This window comes from Mucilaginibacter sp. UYCu711, assembly GCF_050433825.1.
GTDB lineage: Bacteria > Bacteroidota > Bacteroidia > Sphingobacteriales > Sphingobacteriaceae > Mucilaginibacter.
In genome coordinates this window covers 352,355-377,663 of the sequence record NZ_JBNPWM010000002.1, presented here as the reverse complement: position 1 = coordinate 377,663, position 25,309 = coordinate 352,355, and the positions used below count along the sequence as shown (strand labels likewise).

At 43.6% G+C, this 25,309-nt stretch carries 24 protein-coding genes; 18 read left to right on the top strand and 6 right to left on the bottom strand.

All coding sequences use genetic code 11. The features are described 5' to 3' along the window. The first annotated feature begins 123 nt into the window (after positions 1 to 123). Entirely contained in the window at positions 124 to 1,179 is a 1,056-nt protein-coding gene (locus ABIB50_RS05745) for a sensor histidine kinase (protein WP_429378012.1), read from the top strand. Further along, on the top strand, positions 1,176 to 1,904 hold the full coding sequence (locus ABIB50_RS05740; RefSeq protein WP_429378011.1) for a LytR/AlgR family response regulator transcription factor: 729 nt from the start codon (positions 1,176 to 1,178) through the stop codon (positions 1,902 to 1,904). The genes ABIB50_RS05745 and ABIB50_RS05740 overlap by 4 nt, the downstream gene beginning before the upstream one ends. Here the strand turns inward: ABIB50_RS05740 and ABIB50_RS05735 are convergent. Further along, positions 1,901 to 4,966 carry a thiopeptide-type bacteriocin biosynthesis protein gene (locus ABIB50_RS05735; RefSeq protein WP_429378010.1) on the bottom strand — a complete coding sequence of 1,022 codons (3,066 nt, stop codon included), beginning with the start codon at positions 4,964 to 4,966 and terminating at the stop codon, positions 1,901 to 1,903. The two genes, ABIB50_RS05740 and ABIB50_RS05735, sit on opposite strands and share 4 nt — an antisense overlap. A gap of 465 nt (positions 4,967 to 5,431) precedes the next feature. On the opposite strand from ABIB50_RS05735, the gene ABIB50_RS05730 reads away from it, so the two are divergent. Beyond that, entirely contained in the window at positions 5,432 to 6,934 is a 1,503-nt protein-coding gene (locus ABIB50_RS05730; RefSeq protein WP_429378009.1) for a hypothetical protein, read from the top strand. 244 nt (positions 6,935 to 7,178) lie between these two features. Here the strand turns inward: ABIB50_RS05730 and ABIB50_RS05725 are convergent, their stop codons facing one another. Continuing rightward, complete coding sequence (locus ABIB50_RS05725) at positions 7,179 to 9,734, bottom strand: UvrD-helicase domain-containing protein (RefSeq protein WP_429378008.1); 2,556 nt, start codon at positions 9,732 to 9,734, stop codon at positions 7,179 to 7,181. Between the two features lie 496 nt (positions 9,735 to 10,230). On the opposite strand from ABIB50_RS05725, the gene ABIB50_RS05720 reads away from it, so the two are divergent. Genes ABIB50_RS05720 through ABIB50_RS05665 form a run of 12 tightly spaced genes read left to right on the top strand, consistent with a single transcriptional unit; the run spans position 10,231 to position 16,609 of the window. After that, positions 10,231 to 10,611: a single-stranded DNA-binding protein gene (locus ABIB50_RS05720; protein WP_429378007.1), complete on the top strand. Its 381-nt coding sequence runs from the start codon at positions 10,231 to 10,233 to the stop codon at positions 10,609 to 10,611. Between the two features lie 60 nt (positions 10,612 to 10,671). Then, the gene (locus ABIB50_RS05715) at positions 10,672 to 11,733 is read left to right on the top strand and encodes a DUF932 domain-containing protein (RefSeq protein ID WP_429378006.1); all 1,062 of its coding nucleotides are present in this window, start codon (positions 10,672 to 10,674) and stop codon (positions 11,731 to 11,733) included. A 50-nt stretch (positions 11,734 to 11,783) separates the two neighbouring features. Beyond that, the gene (locus ABIB50_RS05710; RefSeq protein ID WP_429378005.1) at positions 11,784 to 12,161 is read left to right on the top strand and encodes a hypothetical protein; all 378 of its coding nucleotides are present in this window, start codon (positions 11,784 to 11,786) and stop codon (positions 12,159 to 12,161) included. 10 nt (positions 12,162 to 12,171) lie between these two features. After that, positions 12,172 to 12,408, top strand: coding sequence for a hypothetical protein (locus tag ABIB50_RS05705; RefSeq protein WP_429378003.1), 237 nt, complete (start codon positions 12,172 to 12,174; stop codon positions 12,406 to 12,408). A gap of 7 nt (positions 12,409 to 12,415) precedes the next feature. Further along, a complete protein-coding gene (locus ABIB50_RS05700; protein WP_429378002.1) occupies positions 12,416 to 13,000 on the top strand; it encodes a PRTRC system protein E in 585 nt (194 codons plus the stop codon). Positions 13,001 to 13,002: 2 nt separating this feature from the next. After that, positions 13,003 to 13,221, top strand: a complete 219-nt coding sequence (locus tag ABIB50_RS05695) for a PRTRC system protein C (protein ID WP_323522005.1) — start codon at positions 13,003 to 13,005, stop codon at positions 13,219 to 13,221. Positions 13,222 to 13,231: 10 nt separating this feature from the next. After that, entirely contained in the window at positions 13,232 to 13,408 is a 177-nt protein-coding gene (locus ABIB50_RS05690; protein WP_429378000.1) for a hypothetical protein, read from the top strand. Between the two features lie 26 nt (positions 13,409 to 13,434). Continuing rightward, positions 13,435 to 14,385: a hypothetical protein gene (locus ABIB50_RS05685; protein WP_429377998.1), complete on the top strand. Its 951-nt coding sequence runs from the start codon at positions 13,435 to 13,437 to the stop codon at positions 14,383 to 14,385. After that, positions 14,363 to 15,097, top strand: coding sequence for a PRTRC system protein B (locus ABIB50_RS05680; protein ID WP_429377996.1), 735 nt, complete (start codon positions 14,363 to 14,365; stop codon positions 15,095 to 15,097). Before ABIB50_RS05685 ends, ABIB50_RS05680 begins: the two co-directional genes overlap by 23 nt. Further along, positions 15,094 to 15,918, top strand: a complete 825-nt coding sequence (locus ABIB50_RS05675; protein WP_429377994.1) for a PRTRC system ThiF family protein — start codon at positions 15,094 to 15,096, stop codon at positions 15,916 to 15,918. The genes ABIB50_RS05680 and ABIB50_RS05675 overlap by 4 nt, the downstream gene beginning before the upstream one ends. Positions 15,919 to 15,944: 26 nt before the next feature. Beyond that, positions 15,945 to 16,148: a hypothetical protein gene (locus ABIB50_RS05670; RefSeq protein WP_429377992.1), complete on the top strand. Its 204-nt coding sequence runs from the start codon at positions 15,945 to 15,947 to the stop codon at positions 16,146 to 16,148. Further along, positions 16,145 to 16,609: a macro domain-containing protein gene (locus tag ABIB50_RS05665; protein ID WP_429377991.1), complete on the top strand. Its 465-nt coding sequence runs from the start codon at positions 16,145 to 16,147 to the stop codon at positions 16,607 to 16,609. The genes ABIB50_RS05670 and ABIB50_RS05665 overlap by 4 nt, the downstream gene beginning before the upstream one ends. A gap of 121 nt (positions 16,610 to 16,730) precedes the next feature. On the opposite strand, the gene ABIB50_RS05660 is transcribed toward ABIB50_RS05665, so the two are convergent. Further along, positions 16,731 to 17,210 carry a GNAT family N-acetyltransferase gene (locus tag ABIB50_RS05660; RefSeq protein ID WP_429377990.1) on the bottom strand — a complete coding sequence of 160 codons (480 nt, stop codon included), beginning with the start codon at positions 17,208 to 17,210 and terminating at the stop codon, positions 16,731 to 16,733. A gap of 99 nt (positions 17,211 to 17,309) precedes the next feature. Between ABIB50_RS05660 and ABIB50_RS05655 the strand changes: the two genes are divergently transcribed. Both ABIB50_RS05655 and ABIB50_RS05650 read left to right on the top strand, forming a co-directional pair. Further along, positions 17,310 to 17,618 carry a hypothetical protein gene (locus ABIB50_RS05655; protein ID WP_429377988.1) on the top strand — a complete coding sequence of 103 codons (309 nt, stop codon included), beginning with the start codon at positions 17,310 to 17,312 and terminating at the stop codon, positions 17,616 to 17,618. A 173-nt stretch (positions 17,619 to 17,791) separates the two neighbouring features. Next, positions 17,792 to 21,055: a hypothetical protein gene (locus ABIB50_RS05650; RefSeq protein ID WP_429377986.1), complete on the top strand. Its 3,264-nt coding sequence runs from the start codon at positions 17,792 to 17,794 to the stop codon at positions 21,053 to 21,055. A gap of 135 nt (positions 21,056 to 21,190) precedes the next feature. Here the strand turns inward: ABIB50_RS05650 and ABIB50_RS05645 are convergent, their stop codons facing one another. Further along, positions 21,191 to 21,493: a helix-turn-helix domain-containing protein gene (locus ABIB50_RS05645; RefSeq protein WP_429377984.1), complete on the bottom strand. Its 303-nt coding sequence runs from the start codon at positions 21,491 to 21,493 to the stop codon at positions 21,191 to 21,193. 163 nt (positions 21,494 to 21,656) lie between these two features. Here ABIB50_RS05645 and ABIB50_RS05640 point away from each other — a divergent pair, with 163 nt between their 5' ends. After that, positions 21,657 to 22,811, top strand: coding sequence for a hypothetical protein (locus tag ABIB50_RS05640; RefSeq protein WP_429377982.1), 1,155 nt, complete (start codon positions 21,657 to 21,659; stop codon positions 22,809 to 22,811). Between the two features lie 117 nt (positions 22,812 to 22,928). Here ABIB50_RS05640 and ABIB50_RS05635 read toward each other — a convergent pair whose 3' ends face one another. Continuing rightward, on the bottom strand, positions 22,929 to 23,936 hold the full coding sequence (locus tag ABIB50_RS05635; protein ID WP_429377980.1) for a PDDEXK nuclease domain-containing protein: 1,008 nt from the start codon (positions 23,934 to 23,936) through the stop codon (positions 22,929 to 22,931). Beyond that, on the bottom strand, positions 23,933 to 25,192 hold the full coding sequence (locus ABIB50_RS05630) for a site-specific integrase (protein ID WP_429377979.1): 1,260 nt from the start codon (positions 25,190 to 25,192) through the stop codon (positions 23,933 to 23,935). Before ABIB50_RS05630 ends, ABIB50_RS05635 begins: the two co-directional genes overlap by 4 nt. Positions 25,193 to 25,309: the final 117 nt, after the last annotated feature.

Genomic DNA, 25,309 nt, shown 5'->3' with positions numbered 1-25,309 from the left:
CTTTGATGTTTTGACCAAAGCTATTTTGGTGTCAATGGCGCGGGAACTTTATTACGCGGAGCGGTAATTGTGATATGCAGATAATGGACGATGACAATTCTATGACAGCTGAATTTAATTGAAATGAAAAGAAGAGTTGTTGTTTTCCGGCACATTTTGGTCTGGCTGATCTATATCGGCTATGAAATGTCGCTCATCCAAATCACGGTGGGCCTGAGCAACTCTGCGCACCGTTACATCGTTTTTTATCTATTAAATATTGGCCTTTTTTATTTCAATGCCCATGTTATCCTTGACTTCGCTTTTTTTAAAACACGGCGGCCATACCTAATATCCTGCGGTTTAATCGCTATCGAGATCGTGGTTTACCTGTTTATTAAACTTGAATTAGATCGCCTTTTCTCCGGTTCGCAAAACCTAAGTTTAGTGCTTAACCTTGCCAATGAAAAACTGTGGCTGACTAATATCTGGCGGGAAATATTCTTTATTGGTTTCAGTATCGCCTATTGGTCCATGCTTTACATGGTGCGGTTCAAAGAGCGCAATCATGTGATGGAACGGGAACAGCTTAAAAGTATCGCGGAAAAACTGGAGCTGGAAAATAAATACATATCCGCGGAAAATGCCTACCTGCAAAACCAGATCAGCCCGCACCTTTTATTTAACTCCCTGAGCTTTATTCATAACGCTGTCCGCCGCCTGTCAGACCGTGCCGGTAAAGGGGTGATGCTATTGTCGGATATTATGCGCTATTCCCTCGTTTCTAGTGAAGACAACCGTACCGTGTTATTAACTCAGGAGGTGGAACAGATCGAGAAGTTGATCGAATTAAGTAAGCTCCGCTCAGAGGAAGAACTGTTCATCAAGTTCCGGAAGAAGGGAAAACTAGCCGAGATCCGCGTTCTACCGCTCATTCTGATCACGCTTTTGGAAAACTTGATCAAGCACGGCGAACTGGCTGAAGCCGCTTATCCGGCGTCTGTCCGGCTGGAACAAAAGGATAATACGCTTGTTTTTATCACTAAGAACAAAAAAAGAACGGGCAGCCCATACCCTAAAGGCGGCCTCGGTCTGAAAAATATTGAAAAACGATTGGTTAATTTTTACCCGGATAAATTCACCTTGGATATCGAGGATAAGGATGATCTTTTTTCAGTCACATTAATCTTACACCTATGAACTTTACCTGCTATATCGTCGATGACGAGGCCGAAGCGATTGCCTTGTTACAGGAATATATCGAACGGACACCCGGCCTGGAACTCATCGGTTCCAGCCAGAACCCTTTGGAAGCGCTTGATGTGCTGACCGGTAAAAACGCACCTGACATTACTTTCCTCGACGTTGATATGCGGCAATTGTCCGGAATGGAACTCGCCGGAATGGTCAACCTTTACACTTCAGTAGTTTTTACGACCGCTTTTCCTGAATATGCCTTGCTGGCATTTGACAAGGAAGCATTTGATTTTTTAACAAAACCCATCGACTACGAGCGGTTTGTTAAATGTATCCAAAAGGCCAAAAGAAAGATAAAAAAAGGCCCTGAGGCGGATACACTTGAAAAACATGGTTTCTTTAATATTAAAAGCGAGATCAAAGGGCGGATGGTGAAGATTAGGTTTGATGAAGTGATGTTCATTGAAGGCGCGGTCAATTATATCCAGATCCATACCACGAATGAAAAGCACATGACTTATGTGACCATGCGGGAAATTGAGCGGCACCTCCCTAAAACTTTATTCGCGCGTATTCATCGCTCTTTTATCGTCAATATCGATTTTGTAAAGGTGATCGAACGCGCACAATTGAAACTGGAAAACGGCGAATCCCTGATCATGGGCGATCATTACAAACAAAAATTCCTGGATTTTATGGATGAACGCCTTGTTAAAACCGACCGCTAAACTGCCAGTTCAGTATTTTTGGCCCTGGCCTGTTCAGCATTCAGGAACTTGTGCAGCAGGTAGTAAACGACCATTTCCTGTTTCCGGGCTTCGTCTGTAAACAGCCGGTTCAGGTGCATATGGATGAGGCTCCGGATAAAATTGCCTTTATCATTTTGATGGCCATCCACCAACAGAACTAAGGCGTTTAATGCCTTGGTGAATTGCTTGCCGGGTTTCAGGAGGCCGGATGAACGGTAAAAATTTTCATCATTCAATAATGACCTTAACTGGGAGGACAACTCCCGGTACTTTTTATCCATCTCCACTTGCAGTTTATTGTCTTCAAATTCCGGAAGGAATTGCCGGTAGCTGATCTTCACGAAGTCCAACTGCGTCACCGGCTCCGGCAGGAAAGTAATGATCATATCCATGACGGTTCGTAAAGCGACCTGGTAGCTCAAAAGCGGCGATCCCTTATCCTGAAGACCAAATAGCTTTAAGGGCAGTTCACTGCTTGCCCAAAAGAGATCTTCCGTAGCAGCCATTCCAGCGGCTTCGTACCGCTCCAATTCCCGGCTGTAAACATCGACCTGGTATTCCCGGATGATATGCTGAGAAATACTGTCCTCCAGTTTGTCCTTAAATGCCATCAGGATAACGCCGGTGTCCTGCGGATCGATCTGCATCCGCAGACGAATGTGCGGGGCATGGTCGTCATAACGGATAAAGAACCATTTTTCGATCCGGCCATGCGGATAGCGGCGGCGAATGAGCGGAAGGATTTTTAACAGCAGGCGCTTTACCCCGATCCTGGACGTATAGATCTTCAAATAAAGCCATTCAGACCCCGGCATGAATTTACGGGGTATGCGCTCCGCCGACGGTACTGTAAAATCCGGCGGAACAATTGCCATCGGTTTAGCCGGCAATAAATAGGCATTGAACTGGCTGGCCATTGCCCGCCCGTTTTGATTTTTGATCAGGGTATTGTCCTTTTCTTCTGTTAGGTACTCTTTGAGGACAACCTCATTTTTTTGCCTGATACAGGCCGACAAGAATATGATATCCGCTTCGGTATCTCTGTAGAAGACCAATTGCTGGTCACCTTCAACCAATGAAAAGACAGGCGGCAGGTCCAGGCTTTGGGCAAAAAACTGGAAGTTGTTAAAAATATCAGGCGCTTCTTTTTGGGTCAATAACCTGATCTGTTTTTCAGTAAGTACCCAGGTAGCGAGGTATAGGATCGTTTCTTTATAGGTTACACGTGGATAGTAGGTCAAACCTGGAAAAAAGGCGCGAAGGTCGAGATCCAATGCGAAACGGCTGTACTGGTAGGAAAGATCAGCCAGGAACCGGAACAGCGGCAATTTGTCGATGGTATGGTTATAAGCCGAGGTCAGCCTGGGAATGACCACTTTGCTGTGTTTTTCGGAATACAGAATAACCTTGTTATTTTCGATCCGGATCTTCAGGTCGGCTAAGGCCAATTGCCTGTCTTCCGGCAAAGTAGAAACGGCCGTGACCGGGATCTCATGCGCCCAAACCGGTTCCCGGCGGTTCACATTATCCGTATGCGGTCCCGCCAGGTGCAGTATTTCCGCGAATAGCAGTTCAGGATTGTCGGCTTGCTGCTGCGCCGCCATTTGCCGGGCAGCTTCGGCGATCTCCGGGTCGGCAATAGTAAACCTGCCCATTAATGCCGGGGCGTTGACACCGCCCGCGCTTTCGAGGTAAAGGTCGTCATTGGCTATTCGGAACAATACGGAAAGTCCGGACGTTGGTAATGATCCTGACGCGTCTTTAAGGCCCTTCAATCCGTCTTCGTGTAACCGAATAATTTTCACCCGCTCTCCCGGAGTATCGTGCCATTGCTCTAACAGGTAACTGTGCGCCGGACTCCAGTTGCCCGTTTGCCCCTTTTTTCTTTTAGCGGCGATGTGCAGGGTTTCCAGCAATTGGTTCTCCTTATCCGGTGCTGGGATCGAATAGCCGATGCCGACCTCTGGGTCGAGCGCGTAGAGCAGGTCCAACGTTTCCCCTTCAAATGACTTTTGAAAAGCCTTTACGAATTGCGCCATATCAGGAACAGTTTCTTCAGGGCAAAGCTGATCCAATGCGAACAGGCCATTCCTGATCTTTTCCTGGTAATCTTTATCCAGCGTGGCAGAATTAATTGTCCGGTGCAGGATAACTTGCAGGTGATTGGAGTGTAATTGGTCCGCTTCCCGCTCCATGAGCTTGTTTAGCTTGCTATTGATCTCCTTAAACCAGGCGGCATTATTTTCCTTTTTTGTCTTTAGTTCTTCCAATACCTGCTTCAAGGCAACGGGCCTGCCGTTATGTCTAAGTGACAAAGGTATGTTGGCCAGCAGTTGTTCGAGGTAATTTGGCCCATTGATATTAGGCCTGAAACGGTGTACAAAAACTTGCTCCTGTATCAAAAACTCAAAATAGTCTTCCCCGATGAGGTCCGAGCAGCGGGCAAGCCGGCAGATCTCCTGTATCATTTCTTCACGGCGCTTGGGAACGGTGCAAAACAGGAATAGGTCTTTCAATACTTTGGAATAATCCGTGGACTGCAACAAATATTTTCGCAAACGTTCCTGCTCATCTATTTCTGTGCTGATAAAGCGAAGCTCTCCTAATAAACGATAGATCGTCGGGTTTGCTTCATAAAGCACTTCGCTTTTCATTTCACCTTGTAGGATATCTTCTGCTAATTTTAGAACGAATCCCTGGTCGGGAAGAATAACGGCATCCTCCGGGCGGATAGCATTTAGGTCAAATCCTGACCGTTCGGCCCAACGAATAAGTGTTACCCCGGCGAATAATCCAAAGGGGATCGGGCGAAAACAATAGCGGTTAATATATTTCTGTAAGGTAAGCCGTTCTTTAACGGATAATGCCGCATGATCGAAGTTTTTTTGTTCCAAACAGCTATAAAACAAGGGACTGGCGAGATAAAGTGCCGCCCTGAAGTAAAGATCGTCAAGATGGTATTGCCCTTCCTGGTGATAAGCATCCCGGCTATTGGCGGGCATCCGGAGTAGTAAATGTTCTGCAAATAAGTAGTCTTTCATCGGCACAATTCTTTAACGTAGCTGCCGATCTGTGTTAAATATGATGCCAATTCCCTATTCTATATAAAATGGGCGATATTATTGCTCCATTAAAGCACATCTTTTTTTAATGGGAACCTTATAGCAAGTTTTTCGTCAATGATCAAAAGCTCAACGGCTCATATATACAAACTGATCGATCATGGGCTCCCCTCCGGGCCGCGCTTTCCGCTGTATCTTTCCCGGAAAGGATGCCGCTGCGATCCCTGAGCCTTTTGATGTAAGCGTTCAGGCACTTGCATTCGCAAAAGCCTGGACATTGAAAACCCGGAATCAGCGCATCATTCCTGCCTCACTGGTTCACCACGCTTCATTTTATTCCGCCGGGTAAAGCTGCGCTCGTTTTTCATTCCTGCCCTGACCGAAAAATAGAATATCCTAACAATCCTTTTCTTAGCTTAACTTTGAAAAGACGCCGATAAAAAAATGAAAGCAAAAGACCTTAAAGTGCTGGATAACCTGCTGACCCGTACCGATGAACTGCCAGAAATATTACATCTGCGTGCAGCACCCGCAGGATATCAGCAAACAACCGAAGATAAAGCGCTATTGCTTGATACATACTCAAAACTGGATGACATATTAAAAGAGCTGGCAGCTTTTATTAATATTAAATTCCCGGGCTGTGAGCGCCATGTCAGGGCATGGAACGAGATTGATTTTGATACGAAGATCGGAGATATGAAAATTATCACAACCGACCGCGAACATACAAAGCGGGAATGGCGAAAAGGCCTGTTTGACCTGAAGAGCCTTATTAAAGTGCTTAAAAATGAAACTATTTTGCTGATAGATGAAGATGAAGTCAGGCTGACAGGGCGTGATCTGACCGAAATTTCCAATAATTACGCCCTGGAGCATTTCACAGAGAAAAAAGTGATCCCAAACCAGGAACTGGTTAACGAAACCATCTCATTTTTTGAGACTGGCCCCGGCAAGGGAACATTTACGCCACTTGCGTTTTTAAATCTTTTTGATCAGCAATACGAGTTCGTCAAACTTAATTTCAATGACCCAGACCTGGTGATGCGGCATTTTGAATCGTTGACGCTATCTAACCGTGAAAAGCATACCTTATTCGGCTTTATACTTAAATGGTTCGGCGGTTACCCGGTAAACAATATGAATGATGAGCTTAACATCACCCTGAAATTAGTGCAAACCACATTCCTGAATTTCCCTGGTGATACCCCGGAAAAACAATATTGTAAAACCGATCAGGCCATGCGGAATAAATTCGAAAAATACGGGATCGCCTTTACAGCAGCAATCAACCATGGACTTGATGTAAATGAATTATTGGCTGCCATGGAACCGGAAGAGCCGTCGGAAAAAGTATTTCACCAGTTCAGCGAGCTGTTTGCCGCTGCCACAGCCAACGGCCTTGTTGGACCTTTTCCGGATCAAAAGCATTTTCTGATTGCCCAAACTACCTGTAATTATGAGTTCAATATTTGGCTACAGACGCATAAAGACTGGGAATACCGCAATGAGGAACAATACCTCACCTTGCTGACCATACCGGTTTTTTCAGCATATCTTAGCTATAACGCCGCCAAAAACAATTTGGCTCTCCCCGTTAATTCGGCCCCTCTTATAGCTGTATCAACCAGCCCTAAGCCAACCATCAAACAGATCGCACTGATCTGCCATTATACGGACCGGGCGGTGACGCGGACGAATGCACAAATGATCGTTAACGAATACCAGCATACCTCAGGCGATGCTTTGTTTAATCAATATTCGCGTTATAGAAGTAAAGCCAACCGTACGGGCGCAGAAAACTCTAATAAGAAAAATAGCAACAAAATTGAACTATTTGAAAGTATCTTACCCTATTTGACTGCGAATGAATCGGTCCTCAAAAAGGCAGAGGCAGACATCATCAGCCTAAAAGCCGCCATCGAAACAGCGAATTTAAATTTGTAACCGATTGTAACCGGTTACTGGATTTCGGTCTTCATCAAATTTGCATTAGTTAAATAATTGATGTATGAAATTGGATATTAATAAATCTAACGGAGGCAGGCAGAGGTTATCCGTGACCGGTATTTTTAAAACGCATAAGACGCGGCAAAATGAGGTTCTTAGATGGGTGAAACTGATCACTCAGGTGGGACTGGTGATCAAATATATGGCAGAGCTTATTAAGTTGTTTTTATAGGATCTTACGCTATAATTTTTGGTCCTGAATAATAACTGTCGGTCTGGATATCGCTATTTTTCCCTGGCAGCGCGGATAATTGATACAGCCATAAAATTCGCCGAATAGACCTGTGCGCCTGATGAGGAATGCTTGGCATTCCGGGCAGGTCTTTGCGACCTCAGCTGAGATAAGATTAGTGGCTGCTTTAAGTTCTGTCAAAAATTTGCTGGGTTGATTGGGATTATAGAGTAAATAATTTTTGTAACGGGCCCGTGTGATCGCCACATAAAATACACGCCGCTCTTCCGCGTTCTCAAAAGCTTCGCCCTCATTCAATAGGTAGCTTAATAAAGGATCGTCGGCAATTTCGGATGGGAATCCCAATATGCCTGAATCAATATCCAGGAGCACAGCATAATCGCAGGTCATGCCTTTTACGCCGTGCGCAGTAAAAAAGTATATCTTTAATTGCGGGTATTGACGGCGTATGGCATTAAGGTCCTCCGGCTGGTTGAACTTGTACCTGCCGATCAAAAAAACCATGGCTTCTGCTTGTAGTGCGGAGATCTGTTCCAGAACCGCTATCAATTGCCGGCATTTAGCCTGCTGTATTTGTGTTCGGCCCCCATTGCCAGGCGCAGTTTCGATAAACTCAAAACTTAATATCCCTTCCGGCGCAGTTTGTTGGGCGGTTAGCTGTTTTTGAATTTGAGAAGGATTTTTCTGTACAAATCCGCTGCTCGCCTGGAGAATATGGTCATGGAACCGATAGGTTTTCAAAATAGTAGATTGACTGGTAAATCCAAAATGCTGTTTAAACTTTGTAATGATGGAAATATCACTGCCGGTAAAGCGGAAGATGGATTGCCAGTCATCGCCAACTACGTAAAGTTTAACAGCAGGATTTTGCTGACGAATGGCCTGTAAAAGCTGATAACGGCCCAGCGACATGTCCTGGAACTCATCGACTAATACGTATTTATAAGGCTTTTTAAACTGGCCGTTTCTGAAATGCTGCGCCGCGTGGTTGATCATGTCATTAAAATCAACTGCCGGAATACTTTTCAGGTGCTGATCATATTGTCGGTAAAGGAGTTTGAAAACGTCCAGAAATACTTTATAACGTTTGTCATCTTTAGCTGGTAGGAGATCATCCGGTGTTTTTCCATTTGATTTCATCAAACCCAAAAATGTATAGACCAGGTTCATACAATCCTGGTACTGTTCTGATTTTTTGATCAGTTCAAGCATTTCTTCCGGGGTGCGTTGCCGAAGGGTGACCCCTTCACTGATCAGCTTATTCTTCAAATTGCTGATCAGGTTGCCTTCCCGGTTTTCAAAGGAGTAAGTTTTGATCAGCCTCGTCTCGTATTTGGCATGTATGCCTTCCTTCCAGGCCATGCCTGCCTGATAATAGTCCCGTGCCGTAGGAAATGGCGGACGGGTATTGAACCAATTCGGCACATTGCCTTCGCGGTCTATTCCAAAATGTTCATGCCAGATCTGATAGTCCTTTAGGTAAAAATCGGGTTGATATACACCATAACTTGCGTTTCTGTCTTCTTCCTTTAGCGGAAAATGGCGTTGATATTCATAGTTTACATTAAACAGGCAAAAGAAATTGCCGATCTCTACTTCTTCCTTGCTGTTGACCTGCACGCCATCGAGGGTGACGTTCTTAAAGCTTTTCTCATAGGTCAGGAAATCATTCTTTGTTTTGAAGTCGAACTCATTTCTCGATGGCCGGTTAAAAAAAGCCAGGTAATTCATTGCTTTCCGTTGAAAGTCAGCGTCCTGAATAAACAATTGGTCAAATTGCTTTTGTATGAATGCTTTAGCGGCATCATCGCTACCATCAAACGCCAGCAATATTTCGTTTTTCGAGCAAGTCCGGCTGACCAGATAGCCAAAACTATTGAACGTACGTACCTCCAGATCTTTAGCTTCAGGGATATGCTGACAGAACCGCGCACAACGATCATACATTTCCTGTACGGCGTTTTTTGTAAAAGAAATAACCAATAACTCTTCCGGCATCGCCAGCTTTTTCTCCAGTAGATAAGCGACTTTCCCCGAAATGGTGGTCGTCTTGCCTGTGCCTGCACCAGCGATAACAAGGTTATTATCTTCATCGCGAATGATCGCCTCGACCTGATCGGCGGATAAAGGGTAGCTTTCCAGGTTTGAAAAGAAACCGGCAAATTTTTCCGCTTCCCTTACCACAAACTCATCATTGTAAGCTGCCCTTATTCCGGCCAGGGAGTCAAAATTATTACAAAAAGCACGAAGGGATGATTCATAATCAGCGGGCAACCCGAGGCGTTCAAATTTCGAATTGATCACCCTTCGCGTTTCACGGTAAGCTTCTAAAAATAACTGCTCATCCCGGTAAGAAAAATAGAGCCCGAAATCGGTAAGCTGCTCAAACTTTAAATTGGCTTGCATTACCTTTTCGGCAATAGCTAATAGTCGTTTTTTGAATGGCTTTCTGCGCCACTCCCGGATCAGGTAGAAGATCCCGATAACAGAAATAACGAGTAGGGCAAACCGCACAGCGGCTATAAATATTTTTCCAAAAGACATAGTTAAGATTAGGTTAGGAAAATCGTTAACAACTTCAAATCTAACAATTAGTGTAATAGATCACCTGTGATCAGGTCATTTTCTTCCCCCCGCGCTCCGATAGATCGTCAGAAAGGCGCAACCATACCCTTCGGGTGCCTCGTCCGGCAACGGTAGCCGGAAGGGCAGTTGACCTTTCTGCCGGTTTAGGTCCTTTCGAATGATTCGCTTTGAGGTTTCTTCTTCATAGCCTTCCCCGGACTGCTCTTAGCTTTTAAATGCGCTTCATTTAGCCTTTGCTTGAGGCAAATTTACCCCTCTTCAGCGGCCAAGGCCAGGCGAGTGCCGCTTAAAAAAATCTCCACACCTCCGCTGCGCTCCGGGTCGTATTTTTTTGCGTCAGCCTTGTTCCGCTCGCCCCCCGCGCAAGTATTCTGCCTCTATCAAAGGCCAAATGAGGGTTTTGCCGAATGGGTCATTGAGGAACAGATTTTTTAACAAATAAATTTTTACGCAAATGGAACTAACAGGAAGATTAACTGCAGACGCTAAGGTGAGCGAGGTTAAGGGAGGAAAAAAAGTAGTGAATTTCAGTATCGCTATCAACGACAGCTACAAACCCAAAGATGGCGAGCGGGTGGAACTGACCACCTATGTGGAATGTGCTTACTGGATGAATGCCAAAGTCGGCGAGTATCTAAAAAAAGGCTTACTGGTGCAACTGTACGGGCGCATGGGTAGCCGTGCATGGGTGAATAAGGACGGCGATGCCAAAAGTTCATTGACCTGCAATATCGCCAACCTCAAATTTTTGAGCGTTTCAGCCAACAGCACCAGCCAAAAACAGGGAACAGACAAAGGCAAATCAGCAGGTGAAGATGACGACCTGCCATTTTAAGAGAGATAACATAATATTCATTTAGAGCGCAATTAAGCGGTCAATTAAAATTTAAAAAACATGGCACATAACATTAACAGGGTAAACGGAAAAGACAGCTTTTTCAGCGTAAACGAAAAAGCATGGCACGGGTTAGGTCAAATTGTTGACCAATACCCCACAAGCGCAGAAGCAATAAAATATGCAGGTTTAGATTACGAGGTCATAAAATCTCCCCTGTTTACCTACCAACGGGATGAAACCATAGGAGATAACGGCGAAATAGTGGAGGGTAGCCAACTGCCCGTACCTCACCATTTCGCAACCGTCCGCACCGACAACCATGCCGTTTTGGGCGTGGTGGGCAAGGACTATGAAATCGTACAGAACACAAACGCCTTTGAATTTTTTGATGCCATCGTGGGTGGCGGGGATGGTATTTTATACGAAACCGCCGGGGCATTAGGGAAAGGCGAACGTATTTTTATCACCGCCAAACTGCCAGGCTATATACGGGTGGGTAAACAGGATATGATAGAACAGTATCTTTTCCTGACCACTTCGCATGATGGGTTCGGCAGTATCACCGCAGCATTTACCCCTATCCGTATCGTATGCAACAATACGCTTAATGCCGCCCTGCGCAACCACAGTAACTCTATTAAGATAAGGCATACTGCTTCGGCTAACGACCGCCTGAAACAGGCACATACGCTGATGGGCATATCGGGCAGTTTAGGGCATGAACTGGAGGGATTGCTCAACCATTGGTCACAGGTAAAAATCACCGACAAGGAAGTAAAAAGGCTCATCGAAATTGCTATGTCGCCTAACAGGGAAGTCCTGAAAAACTTAGCGAACGGCAAAGTAGATGAACTGTCCACCACCTATACCAATATCGTGGATAACGTGTATGAATACGCTTTAGGCAGTCCCACCCAACAAATGGAAACAACCGCCGGAACGGTATTCGGTGCCTATAACGCCATCACGGGCTATTTTCAAAACGTGCGCAAATTCAGCGATGATGAGGCAAAATTCAAATCCATCATGGACGGCACAGCCAAACAAAGAGGGCAGACCGCTTTTAACCTTTGCCTTGATTTTGCCAAAAACGGAGCGGATGCGCTTACCCTGAATTAATCAATGGGGGGAGCAATTCCCCCTTATCTTCTTACTTAAAAATGAATGTCATGCAACCATTAAAAGCATTAAATAATGTACAGAAAGCAAGGTTATTACACGCTTTGCTGATGCACGAGATACCCGCCTTTTTGATTTATACCCAACAGTTATGCACCTATATGCGGGAGAACCCCGATGAAGTGCGCAAGGTTTGGGTGAACCAATTATTCGGGGTGGATTTTTGGTTCGGGTTGGCCGACGAAGCAGACAGGAAAATCAAACGCTACGGTAAACAACTGGAAAAAAGCAGTGCGGTATTCAGCGACCAGCTATTTGACGGCTACGGCGCATTGTACCTCAATCATTGCCTAACCACTTATACCGAACAGGGCAAGCACAACGACCCCAAATTCAAAATAGCAGTCGAATTACTTTTTAACCCTTAATGTTAAAAACATGGAACTCTTAATCATTCAGCATCATCCGAACCTGTCCGCTTACCTGCTTATCGGGGCAGGGTTAATTATCCGCTATATCATCAACAGGCGCAGGTTTAACCGCCGTGGCGTGGCAGGGTTGCAACTTTTTTCATCCTATGAGAAATGGTGGCTGACCACCCGTATTGAGGCACTCTTTTACTTTTTGGGATTACTCGCTATCGTGGCGGGTATCTTCTTATTCATTTTTAAATAATCACGTTATGAAAACGAACTTTTTTGAAAATATCGCTAACCTGAATGCCCCCGGCATTTGGAAGTTAAGCATACATAATGAGGCGAACGGGCATTTTACCGTATCTGCCCTGTATTCACCTAACCAATCCAATGAACCTGCCACCAAAACGATTGCGCCCCTGATATTCAAAGGGACGGCATCCGAAATGGATGAGGGCTTTTTTGAAGCTATCGGGCAACCCGTACAGGCTACCGCAGGTTTATACAGCAATATTGAAGCCTATAACAAGAATTTGGATAACGCCAAAAAGAAGCTATCGCAGGGTAACAAGAGCCAACCCGCTAAAGTGAAATCGAATACGGAAGACGGCGATGATATAGAAGTAGCCGAACCTAAAATATCCGCAGAGGATAAAAAGAAAGCCTACACCGATGCGATACGCAAAGTGGTTGAACTGAACGATGCCTGTAAATACGCAGAAGCATTGGAGGTTTTACCCCCGGTGAGCGATTACCCTGAAAAGGCGGAAGAACTGAACAGGCGGAAAGCCGACCTGACCCGCAAAAAGGAACAAATGGCGCAAGCCCTGCAACTATTTAATCAAGATTAACCATGTTACAGACCACGCAATTAGAAAGGATTTTTATCCATAAAGATAACGGACAGGAAGTCCGCTTATCAGACCCCGGCGAAACATTCAATCCTGATATGGTACTCAACTTTTATTCGGGTACTTACCCCGTGCTGACCAATGCACGGATAGTCGGCCCTGAAATCAAGAACGATGAGATACAGTACCGCTTTGAAAGCACGATGGGTACGAAAGGCTAAACCTAAGACAATGGAAAAGCAATTAATAAAAAGGAAAGTAACTGTTATAGAAAAAAGCAAGCAATGGCAACTGCATCAATTATTCGGAAACCTCGCAGAGCGGTTAGACCGTTTGCCGGACGCAAGGGAAGTACAGCAAAACCCGCTAAGAAGCGCACCGCAGGAACGCATGGTGATGGTTTTCTGAACCATTCTTTTAACCCTGTTTGGGGTGTGGCGTTCAGCGATTGGCGTAAAGCCGAAAGGGAGTTTTTTGTTTCGGTGGGAAACCTTTGCGATTTGTACGGATGGACAAAGCCGGATGTTTCCGGCCTGTCTTTTCCGCAAAACGTTTCGGTTGCTTATAACGGCGTGTCGGGATTATTAGGCTCAAAATCGGATGTTAAATTAAACATCTATCAGGATAAAACACGCCTCTTGTGTTTAGCCACCACGAAAATATTTGATACGGATTACCACCTGTATTATATCCCTGTCCGTCCGCTTTGGAAAATGAGGGAGGTAAAAACAGACAAGTTACCCTATGATATGCTGATGGCGGTTTTTCGCTATCTCTATCAGGTGTCGGGCGTTCCCTTTTATACCGAGCCGGGGACGATTGACAGCAATTACGAAACCATAAAAAACTGGCTGGACGAAGAACAGAATGAGGAAGAAGAACCTTACCGCCAACGGCAGAAAAAGGAACTGAAAATATTGGAACTGGCAGGTAATACCTTATTGCCCGAAATCCAAAAGCCATTTATCTTAAAGCAACTGGAAAAAGATTTGGTAAAGTATCAGCAGTCAGCCGAAGCCGACAAGTTTTTGGTAGACCTGATGGATGAATTTGTTAAACTCATAAAGGACAATCCTAAACAGGCACTCAAAGAAATCATGTATTATGACGAGGAAGAAGATGAAGATAACCAAACCATCTATTGGGAGCAATATATTTCCTTTTACTGGAGCGGTAACGATTGCCTGTCAGAAACCCTGTACCAAATGGTAAACGATGAGTTTCAGGAAATGGGCTATCAGGAAGAACCCGTCAGCAACCAATGGTTCGATACCCCGCAGGAAAAGCCCTGCCATGTGTTTGATTATGAACCCCGGCTATTCGCCCTAATAGACCGTTTAGCCGAAATTTTAAATGATTACTATGATGAAGAACCTCACGAATAATTTTTGCAATACCTATCAGCCCATTAAAGCCCTGTTGATCTGTCAGAAACAGGGCGGGGATGAGGGCAACGAAGAACATAGTATTTACGTGGAAAGCTATGACATCGGCAAGTTTGGCAAGCCCATCAATGCACATCCCTTAACGTTTAAAGAAACCCTGCAACTGAGCAGTTTGTTCCAGGCTTCCGAGGAACTCAAAACAGGCTACCTGCGGAGCAGGGGTATTCTGCCGAACAAGGTGCTGTATGTTAACCCGCAACAATCGGGCTATGCTGTTTGGTACACGCCACCACAGGAAGTACCCTTGTTTTTCGCATCCGCTTTGGGCATCCCATCCGGCAGGGGAAAAGTCCCTGCTATGATATGGAAAGCCGGGAGGGAGGAATTAGCGGTATATGCAGTAAAAGGGAACAAAAAGCCTTGCAGTAAAACCAAGCTGTTCCATGCGCCCTATTTCAATATTTACAAGGAGGGCAGGGTGTGTATGGGTACGGTGCGGGTCAATATTACAGAAGCCGCCCGTTTGGAGGATTTTATGGCGCAATGGGAAAGTTACTTTTGGAACAGCTACTTCAGCCACCTGATAAGTGAGTTCAACCCCGTTACCGAAAATATCGTTCAGCTTTGGCAGGGTCAGGTAACAACGGACAGCCTCTTTCCCGTGCAGTTATTAAAACCGACCAATTTTACATTACAAAACTTACTGACATGAAAACGAAGAAATTGAAAGCGATAAAACCATGTGTACATATCGTTGAAAAGGTATTGCTCAACCCATATAATCCCATCATGGTTAACTTAATTGGTGCGGGGGGTACAGGTAGCCAGTTCCTGACCGCTTTGGGCAGGATGAACCATGCCCTGATTGAACTCGGGCATCCCGGCCTGATGGTGCGGGTATTCGATGATGATATGGTCGAACCCGCCAACCTCGGCAGGCAGTTGTTCCCTACCGCAGATTTAGGGATGTACAAGGCGGTCGCCTTAGTCAACCGTATCAACCTGTTTTTTGGCACGAACTGGAAAGCCATAACGGAACGCTATGATAAGGAAACTATACAGGCTCACCCTGAATTGCGGATGGCTGAATTTACGGTGTCCTGTGTCGATACGGTTTCCGCACGTTTCGAGATTGCCGATTTATTAATGGGTGTCGATAAGAAAATGGCTTATTCCCGTAACCGCCCCCTGTACTGGATGGATTTCGGGAACAGCAAGGACACGGGGCAGGTAATTTTATCTACGCTCACCGCTATCCAACAGCCGGAAAGCAAAAAATTCAGGGTGGTGGAAACCTTGCCATTGGTCACCGCAGAGTTTAAGGAACTGTTGGAAAGCTCGGAAAGTGCCGACAACACACCAAGTTGTTCCTTAGCCGAAGCCCTTACCAAACAGGATTTGTTCATCAATTCTGCTTTGGCGAATTTAGGGGCATCCCTGCTTTGGCAACTGTTCCGGAAGGGGATGCTCTTTAACCGGGGCTTTTTTCTTAACCTCAAAGAGTTTAAAACACAGGCTTTAAAAGTGGCCTGAATACACAAGGAACAAAATGAACAGCCATGACAAAGATTAAGGATTTGGACGGTAAGGAGATAGTGGTAACCGATTTGGCAATGGCTACCTTACAGGCGGATGATTACCGCCATTACAGGGTAAACGACCCATCGCTATACCATTTGCATTTAGTTGAATATTGGGAGGATTTATATCAAAAACTCCTATTATTGGACAAGGATTTAAAACAGAATAACGGCAAATTATGATACGGTACACCACAGGGAATATCATGGATTCAAGTGCGGAAGCATTGGTGAATACCGTCAATACCGTTGGCGTGATGGGTAAAGGTATTGCCCTGCAATTCAAACAGGCATACCCCCATAATTTTGAAGTATATAAGCAAGCCTGTTTGAACGGGCAATTAAAAACAGGGCAGGTTTTAGCGGTGAAGGATAGCGAACTGTTGATGGGTGAACGATTGATCATCAATCTACCGACCAAACAGCATTGGAAGATGCCGTCCCGATACGAATTTGTGGAAAGCGGACTTTTTGCCCTCTTTTACTTTTTGCGGGACAATCCTGTTAAAAGTTTGGCAATGCCCGCCTTAGGTTGCGGGAACGGCGGGTTGGACTGGAACAGGGTAAAACCCTTAATCGAACAACACCTGTCCGGCCTTGAACTATCAATATGGGTTTATGAACCCCAAATAAAATCAAGCTGATTTTTGAAAATTCCCCGGCGGGCGGGCATTCGCCCGCCCCGTTTCGCCCCGTATTTTCGCATCATTGATAGCTTTGGTGAAAATACGGGGCGCTTCACTTAGGAATGACTTTTCAATTTCGTTAGAGGGTGTATAGGTCTAATGTTTCTTCATTGACATTTAGCCAGGAGTTCCCGGTCTTTTTAAAGCCGGATTTGGTCAGCAGATCGCGCATGCCATCGTCTTTGGTCGTGGCGTAAAACCGGGTTCCGGGTTTATGGCCTATTAACTCCTTGATAAGCTCGCGGCTGATCCCCTGCCGCCTGAAATGTTCATGGGTCACCGCGTAGCCGATCTCGAAAAGGTAGTGGACCGCCAGACGGGGGACTTTCGCCTTTAAAAAGATGCCGGTCACATAATTACGTTTTTGCTGCTTGACCGAGGCGATACCCGCGAGTTCTTCACCGGAATAAGCAAAGGCCAGCAAAGCGGCGGATAAGATCCTTTCCACCAGGCCGTCGGCTTGCACCTGACCACCTGATATGACCAGCTCATGGAATTGCTGCACTTGTGCTGGGGAGCATTCGTCAGGTGCTAATACGGAAATTTGGTGATCGCTCATAGCAGGTTTAAATCTGAACCAATTTAGGAATATTAAATAATATGGCAACTCATATTGCGGAGCTTAAGCCAGCGATTTAACTTTGTAAAAAATCAGACCATGAAAATACAGGAGATGTTCGATGCGCTTGGCCTCACCACGGAAACAGTTAACCAGCTGATGGCAGACATCGCACTATATAATTTTCAGAACCCGGAAAAACCGATGGCGGCAATCTCGCTGGATGCCGATATTGACACGGTAATGGTCAGCCACACTCCAATGCTTGGAAGAGCCATTGCAAAAGAAAGAGGCAGGGACTTTCTTGATGATGAAAAGCAATTCCCGTTAACTTTTGATACCAACGCAATGCGATACGGATCATTAGAAATTGCGAAATATTACAATGCAGAGCATTTATTTAAGTAAGTTTACGTTATATAACTGATGGATCTCTTCCATCTTTTGTGATAAGGTTTAGGTTGAAAGGTCCTGGCAGCGAGTGCTCGGGACTTTTCTGTTTAATGCTTATCGTGATAATCACTCAATGCGGATTCTTGAAGGTTATTTATGATTAGCTTTAACTTTTATTTGTCTCTATAATGAGTATATCCAAGTTATTCCTGTTTAGTAAAAATACCGATGCTCCGGCAACCGAACAGGGGTTTCATTATCAAAAGTTAAAAACGTTAAAGACATGGCTGGAAAACAGGATCAGTGAAACAGATGAACGGATATACTGTGATAACGAAGAAGATATTTTCCAAAGGAACATAGCAGCCGGCGAATCAAAATTCAGGCAGGTAAAGCTCTATTCCAGTAATTTCTCATTTTCAAGGGAGGAAATTCAAAAAAGCCTGGCCCATTTTTTCATGTTGTTTGTTAAAGGTGATTACTTACAGGATGAAGTGTCTTTTCTGTTTGAAACCAATTCAGATATAGCCCGCGAAACACGGGGAAATGACGGAGATTTATTAAAAGAGTGGCATCAAAATCAGGATGCTATGAGCGATGATTTACTGGCCAGGGTTACAGTTCGGGTTAAAGCTATTATTGATGCTTATATCGCTGAAGTTTACCAGGAGGAGATGAACAGCGATTTAAAAAGCCAGCTTCAGCAGGCTAAACAAATATATGATACCCTGCCTGATGAAGTTTGGACAAAATTTATCAAATCCATTAAATGGCAATTTGATAATATAGTGCCGAAAGAAGCCATACCATTATTGATTGCCGAGATCGAGGCTTTAACCGAAAAGTTACCTATCAAAACCGGCAGGCCATCGACCTGCGTTTCCATATTGCACTGGGAAATCGCAAAGAAAACGGCTGAAACCGATGCTGAAAATAAATATGTTACAAACGATTTATTGGACGTTTTGCTATTAAATGAAGGCACTGACAAGGATAGATGGTATGCCGAAGTGTATCAAAAATGGCTGCCGGTTACTGCTATTGAAGTTTTTAATATCGGCGCGTTTTACGAGGTTATTAACGCGGCAAGGCATTGCCGATGGGAACTCTATGAAAGCCAGCACGCCGATTTATGGCTACGGATTTTAATGTTGTACATAGATCATCCGGATTCATTAATTGTTTGTAAGAGAAAGGCGATTTATGAATACCTGTTTTTATTGCTTTCACCTGATCCTGCTACCGGAAGACCAAAAGGCACTATCGCCGGACAGCAGGAATTGATCCGTTATTATTTTGAAAATGCTGAACATCGCAACAGCCTTTCTGACCTGGAGGAGGATATAACTTTTTTGCAACTTGTTCAAACGCATCAGATGCTTCACGCTGATTTTTTAGAGGAAGGAAAAATACAGGAATGGGCGAAAACGCTGGAAACAACTATAGATAATCAGTTAACCGATGCAAGAAATGTGGACGAAAAATGCCTCGCCTTTGAGTTGAAGGGATATTTTTTATCTACACACAACCCGACATCGCCACTTAAACAAAGGATAGATCTTAGCATCGCTTCTTATCAGCAAATTATTCCGCTGTTAGCTGATGTAAACACCTACAGCATTTCCCGCCTGAGTGACCTGCTTAGTCAAATTTTAAAGATGCTGATTATACATGACGCAGATGAGCAGGCTATTGAAGCCATAGAAAAATTCTTATTTGAAATTGAGGAGGCCGCGACAAAAACCGGGCGACAGCATGATGCTGCTCATAGCCTGGTGGAACGAGGAGCTATCTACCTAAATAAACCCAATGCAAAAAATTTCCTAAAGGGCCTGGAGGCTTTTCACAAAGCCAAAAAGCTTTGGCACCTGGATGAAACCAAAGACGGCTTTATACTTGCACTGCTGAATATCTCTCAAATATATTCAGGCTTGGGAATGAACCTCGCCGCAAAATATTATGGCCTTTGCGCTGTTTGGGCTTCCGTCAACTATGGGGATCACGAGGTATTTAAAAGAGTAAGCGATGGATTTGCTATGGTTTTTTTGGCCGATTTTAAACAGGGGGCATGGATAAGTGCACTTGACGATTATTGGGAATATATCCAGTCGAGGCTTGAATTTAGACCCGAAAATCTTGATTTTGATTCTGATGAGCAATTTAAAAAAACCTCATTGGATCTTTCAGCATTATTAGCGGCCATTCCGGTTCTTCACCCGGATCTTTCTGTATTTATTGAATTTTATAAACAACGCCTGACCTGGGTTTATACTGATTATTTACAGGGTTGGGTAGAGGAGTTTAATGTCAGGTTCCAGGATGAAGAAAACCTGAAAGCATTCTTAGGGTATGCCTTAACAAGCAATCCCCTAAATGATGTTGGCACTAAAAGAACCCTGACCTTTAAAACATTTAGTATTGAATGGAATTTGACCTTTGAAAATACTGCGGTAGGAAATGCCATCGGTGAAGAATTTTGCGCGCTTCTGCAAGTGACCCTGAGTGAGATTGGACTGTTGGGAATTGATCTTCATCTTTTACAAATGCCGGTTCGCCTCGAAATCGAAGTTGGTACAGATTACTCAAAATATTTAGACCAACGGCCCTCTCATGAAGACACCATCTACGACCTGAGTATTCCGCCAATGGATTCTAAAGATCAGAAAGAGATACAGTTTCATTATGGATTTTTAGCTGCCAATGTCAAATTGTTGTTAAAGGATTTGAGCATATTACCCGGTGATCAATTTGATGCAGCCTTTGATAAACTCTATATCGAACAAATGTTAGGGGAAAAGGGTTTGATTATAAATGCCTACCAAAAGGTATATTTTAATTTTCAAAGCGCTGAAAAATTTGACAGTACCCGAAGGGCTAATTTTTCCTTACCTGCAAAAGTCGATTTTGAATTGAATATACGGGATATTCTTCCTTCCTTTAAGGGTTTTAGTGAAAAGTACGACCCTGCATTTTCTAAAAAAAAAATTGAAGAACGGTATGAAAATACTACCAGGCAACTTCAAGTAACCTTGTCAAAATGGTTACAGGAACCTGACTTTAAAAGGGACATTCAAAAATTTCGGGAACAAGGATGGCTTGACTGGCAAATATTGATGGCGTTAAGTAATTATGTGCTTAACAGAAAAGCAAGGATAAACCTGGAAGATTCAGGGTTGAAATCTGAAGACCCTGAAAAAGATTTCAAAAATGAGTTCATCCGGCTAACCGACCTTCCCGAGGAAGATTGTTATATCGAAGTACCGCTGTCTTCAATAACTTCAAAGGATTTTCTGTTTCATTTAACTAAGATGCCTGTGGACACGTTGAAAACTTTTGGATTGGATAACAATACTCGTTTCCCCAATTTCGGTGCGATTCACAGGTATATGAATAAACGGTTTTTATTTAATAAAGATGATAGCCGGGATAATAACCCGCTCAAAGATATTTAGGTATCACGAAATGCCATTGCTACATTGCCCTGTTTTTTCTGCACGTTTCTACATAGCATCAGACATTACTTTTTCGACATATTCCAGCGGGTTATCAAAGTTTAACTTGCGGTTTTTTGATAACTGAAAATTCACCTAAGCAGCATGTGATGATTTGCCAACCTTGATGCGCTTTGCTTTTACTTCTCCGCTTAAAACCTTATTAATATCTTCGTAATTATAGTAAAGAATGCCCCCGATCTTAGTAAACGGTATCGTGCCATTATCCCTTAATGTTTGAAGCGTATTGTCTGATATTTTTAAAAGGTTCTTTACTTGGTAGGTCTTTAACCATTTTTTAGGTTGTTCAAAGGACTGGCCTAATAATCCGCTTATTTGATTGAGCAGGTTTTTTCCAAATTCCTGCAGATCTTCTTTAGTGATAATTTCTGCTGCCATAGCTTTAATTTTAATTTATTTCAGTTGATAAATGTTATTGACTTTGTATAAAGTCAGCAAACTGATACAAAATTGGTTCAAACGAGGTTAAATTTTATCCGAGTTTGTCCGAGTCGGATGCATAGAATTTTAATTATATTCATCTTTCAGGAATAAATCAACCATGGCTGAACACAAATTATTAAACGAACTTTCGGTCGAGAACCTCGATTCTTACGCGGACGCTTGCATTTCCTTATTTGATGCGCTCGAAGAATTGATGAAGAGCGGCTACACCAACCTGGTCATACCGAGCCGTGGCGCTTATCCTTTTTATTCCTTTGCAACCTCCATAGCCAAAATGACAATGCGTCAATTTCTTGATTTTCATCTTTATCATACCGGAATGAAGGTCCTGCTGTTGCCTTTCACCTCAGATTGGGGTGACGCAACTGTCGGACTCAATTCAGCCAAGGCAAGAGGTTTTTGGGTGAAAATATTGGATGACATCTTAAACCGGCGCATTAGCCCCCATACCATTTATTATGAAAGCATAGTTAATAAGCTTGGAGGACGGTTTAAAGTGAATAATATGTGGTCCCTTCCGGAGCGATTTTCTCAGGGGAATAATGCGACCGGCTTTGTGTTTTTAGATACGATCGTGTCCGGGCAGGCAATTTGCGAGATCATAGCTGCATTTAAAGAACAAGGGATAACTAATTATTTTGTTGTTGGTATAGCGGATAACGATGGGGGTGATATAAAATCCGAATACAATCAAATTATACATGCCGAGATCGCTGCGGGCAGAATGAAATTGATACGTGTGAAAAGAATTTTTTCTGAAGATACCTCGCCTTTGCTGAATACAGGGATTTGCAGTATGGTATTCCCATCATTGATCCAAATGGCTTATGAACAGATACCTGACTTCCGGGCAGACGGGCTGGTTGGGGGTGGTTTGTGGTTTATTGATGTGATGAAAAACCTATATGGTCAGCCGATATATGGCGTAAGGGGTATTGCGCTCACCCTCGTTGATTTCACCATAAGGGGCAAGTTAATTGACCCGCTTCCGCATTTTGAAGAATTCGCGGCCCACGAGGTTCAGCACATGGTCGATATTTCAGGTGAGCATGAAATTCTTGATGGCGAAACCACTAAAAGGATCGTATTTAGTGCTATAGCTGATGACAACGGGAATCTCCCTAATGACAGCTTCGATATAACGTCTTCCCATGTGGTGAGGGTCAACCTGGAGGAAGATTATGCGAAACAATTTATAGCAGATGTAAATGATAAAATAGAAGAAGCCCGTAAAATCGGGCTTATTGTGTAAATGGGAAATGAATCACGCACACATTTGTGCGTGATTGTCATGAAAGCGTTTTTAATGGCAAGATTATCTCAAATATTATTGTAAATGAATTGTGCAGGCACTGTCTGCACAATTCATTTATTCATTCTCCTTATCCTTTTGTTTAAGAATTTCATTGTGGATCTCCTGGGATAACTGCTCTGCAGTAGGTAGGTAGAGCTGATATTTGCTTGCAAAAATATTGCTCTTTTCCGGCAAGGTAAATTTAACCACGGTGTCGTTTTTTTCCAGGCAAAGCAAGATTCCAACCGTAGGACTTTCATGTTGTAATTTCTCAATACGATCATAATAATTAACATACATCTGCAATTGGCCGAGATCTCCATGTGTTATTTTGTGGGTCTTTAGTTCGATGATTACAAAACATTGCAATAGCCGGTTATAGAATACCAGGTCGACAAAAAAATCGTCACCATCCAAGTGAATGCGTTTTTGCCTGGCAACAAATGAAAACCCGTTTCCTAACTCCAACATGAACTCCTGAAGATGTGTTATCAAGGCAGATTCAAGGTCTTTCTCAAAGTAAGTTGCTTCTGGTTTTAGACCTAAAAATTCAAGTACCATAGGATCTTTGATAATCTCTCTTGGCTCAACAGGCTGTCTTTCATTTCTCGCAACTGAAAGAACACTTTCTTTATCGGTACTTAAAAGAAGCCGCTCGAACAACTGGCTACCAATTTGTCGATCCAATTGCCTTGCCGTCCAATTGTTTTTAAGGGTCTCTTTGATATAAAATTCTATTTTTTCATCATTGCTTATGTTCAATAAGAACTTATAATGTGACCAACTCAATTGTGCCCACACCGTAGGCACAATTGGAAACTTGCGATAAAACTGCCTAAAATGGTTCAGGTTTCTTGATGAAAATCCCTTTCCAAATTGCGGCTGTAATTGATCGGAGAGATACCCGATTAAGCGTTCACCATACACTGCGCGCTCACTTCCGTGCTGCTCTTCTTCAAAAATTCGTTTCCCTATGTGCCAGTACATAACCACCCGTTCATGGTCTACCGCGCGAATAGCTGATTCTCTCGCTTTATTTATAATCGATTGAATATCGATGATAATTGATTCATTCAAATTCATACTAATTCCTCCTCTGCTAATTCTTCTGTTACCTTTTGTTCCCTTAACCTTGTCTTTAAGGCGTGCATATCCCGGTTAACCTTCTTGTCCTTCATCTTAGCATAGATCTGGGTAGTTGTCAATTTTGTATGGCCGAGCATTTTGCTTACTGTTTCTAATGGAACATCGTTCTCCAGGGTAACGGTCGTGGCAAAGGTGTGACGGGCAATGTGCGTCGTTAAAATTTTGGTAATGGAAGCGAGGTCACCGATCTCTTTCAAATAGGCATTCATCTTCTGGTTACTTTTAACAGGGAACAGCTTGTTCAGTACGGTTCTGCAATCATGGTCATTATATTTCTCAATAAGCACCATGGCTTGGGGGATCAGCGGAACATTGGCGGTCACATACGTTTTTGTCCGCTGTGTTTTGATCCAGGCAACTTGATCTTTTCCGATATGGATATGCTGCGGCGTGAGCTTTTCAATATCGACAAAAGCATAACCCGTATAGCAGCAGAATAAAAAGGTATCCCGAACTTCTTCAAGGCGCTTAATAGTAAATGGATGATTGGCGAGTTGATGGATCTCTTCCCATTCCAGTTCTTCACGATGAACTTTTTTATAAGTACACTTGAACAAATTAAATGGGTTCGTCCTGATCCACCCATGGTTGAACGCCATGTTAACGATCTTCTTAAGATTTTTCATATACCGCATAGCTGTATTGTGTTCAATGCCGTCTTCAGTCTTCAGATACATTTCAAATCCTGTGACGAACGCATAGTCAATTGACTCCAGGTAGATGTCGGGCTTTTTAAACTTGTGCCGTATATAATCAGCTGTTTTTGACCTGACCGTATTGTACTTGGTCAGCGTGGCTTTCACAAAGTCTTTCCCCACCAGTTCTTCGACGCTTTTATTATGCTCATCAAATACTTCCAGCAACATCCGTTGAGGAGCATCCTCGCCAGCATACCGCTGCTTGATTTTCTCCACCGTGATAAAATCATCGGATTGCTTGAGATCATGGAAGGCCGTGTGGATGTCATTGGTAACCGTAATGATTTCCTTGTTGATTTGCTTTACTTCCTGCCCGGCCCCTTTGACTAATCCCGCTTCCGGGTCCCATTTGCCTGGCTCGACTTTGCGACCCATTGAAATTTCCGCTCTTTTCCCCAGGTAAGTGATCCTTGCATAGAGGGGAACATTGCCTTTTGCATCTGTTTTTCTTTTGTCAGCCCAGATGAGAACTGAGAACCTTTGTGTACTTTTCATACTACATTTGATTTTAAATTGTTTAACAGCATTAATTTTGAATTCAAATGAGCCTTTTTGAGGTCATTTATCTGTATTAATTGCTTTAAAATCAACTGTTTACCTTGTTATTCGGTG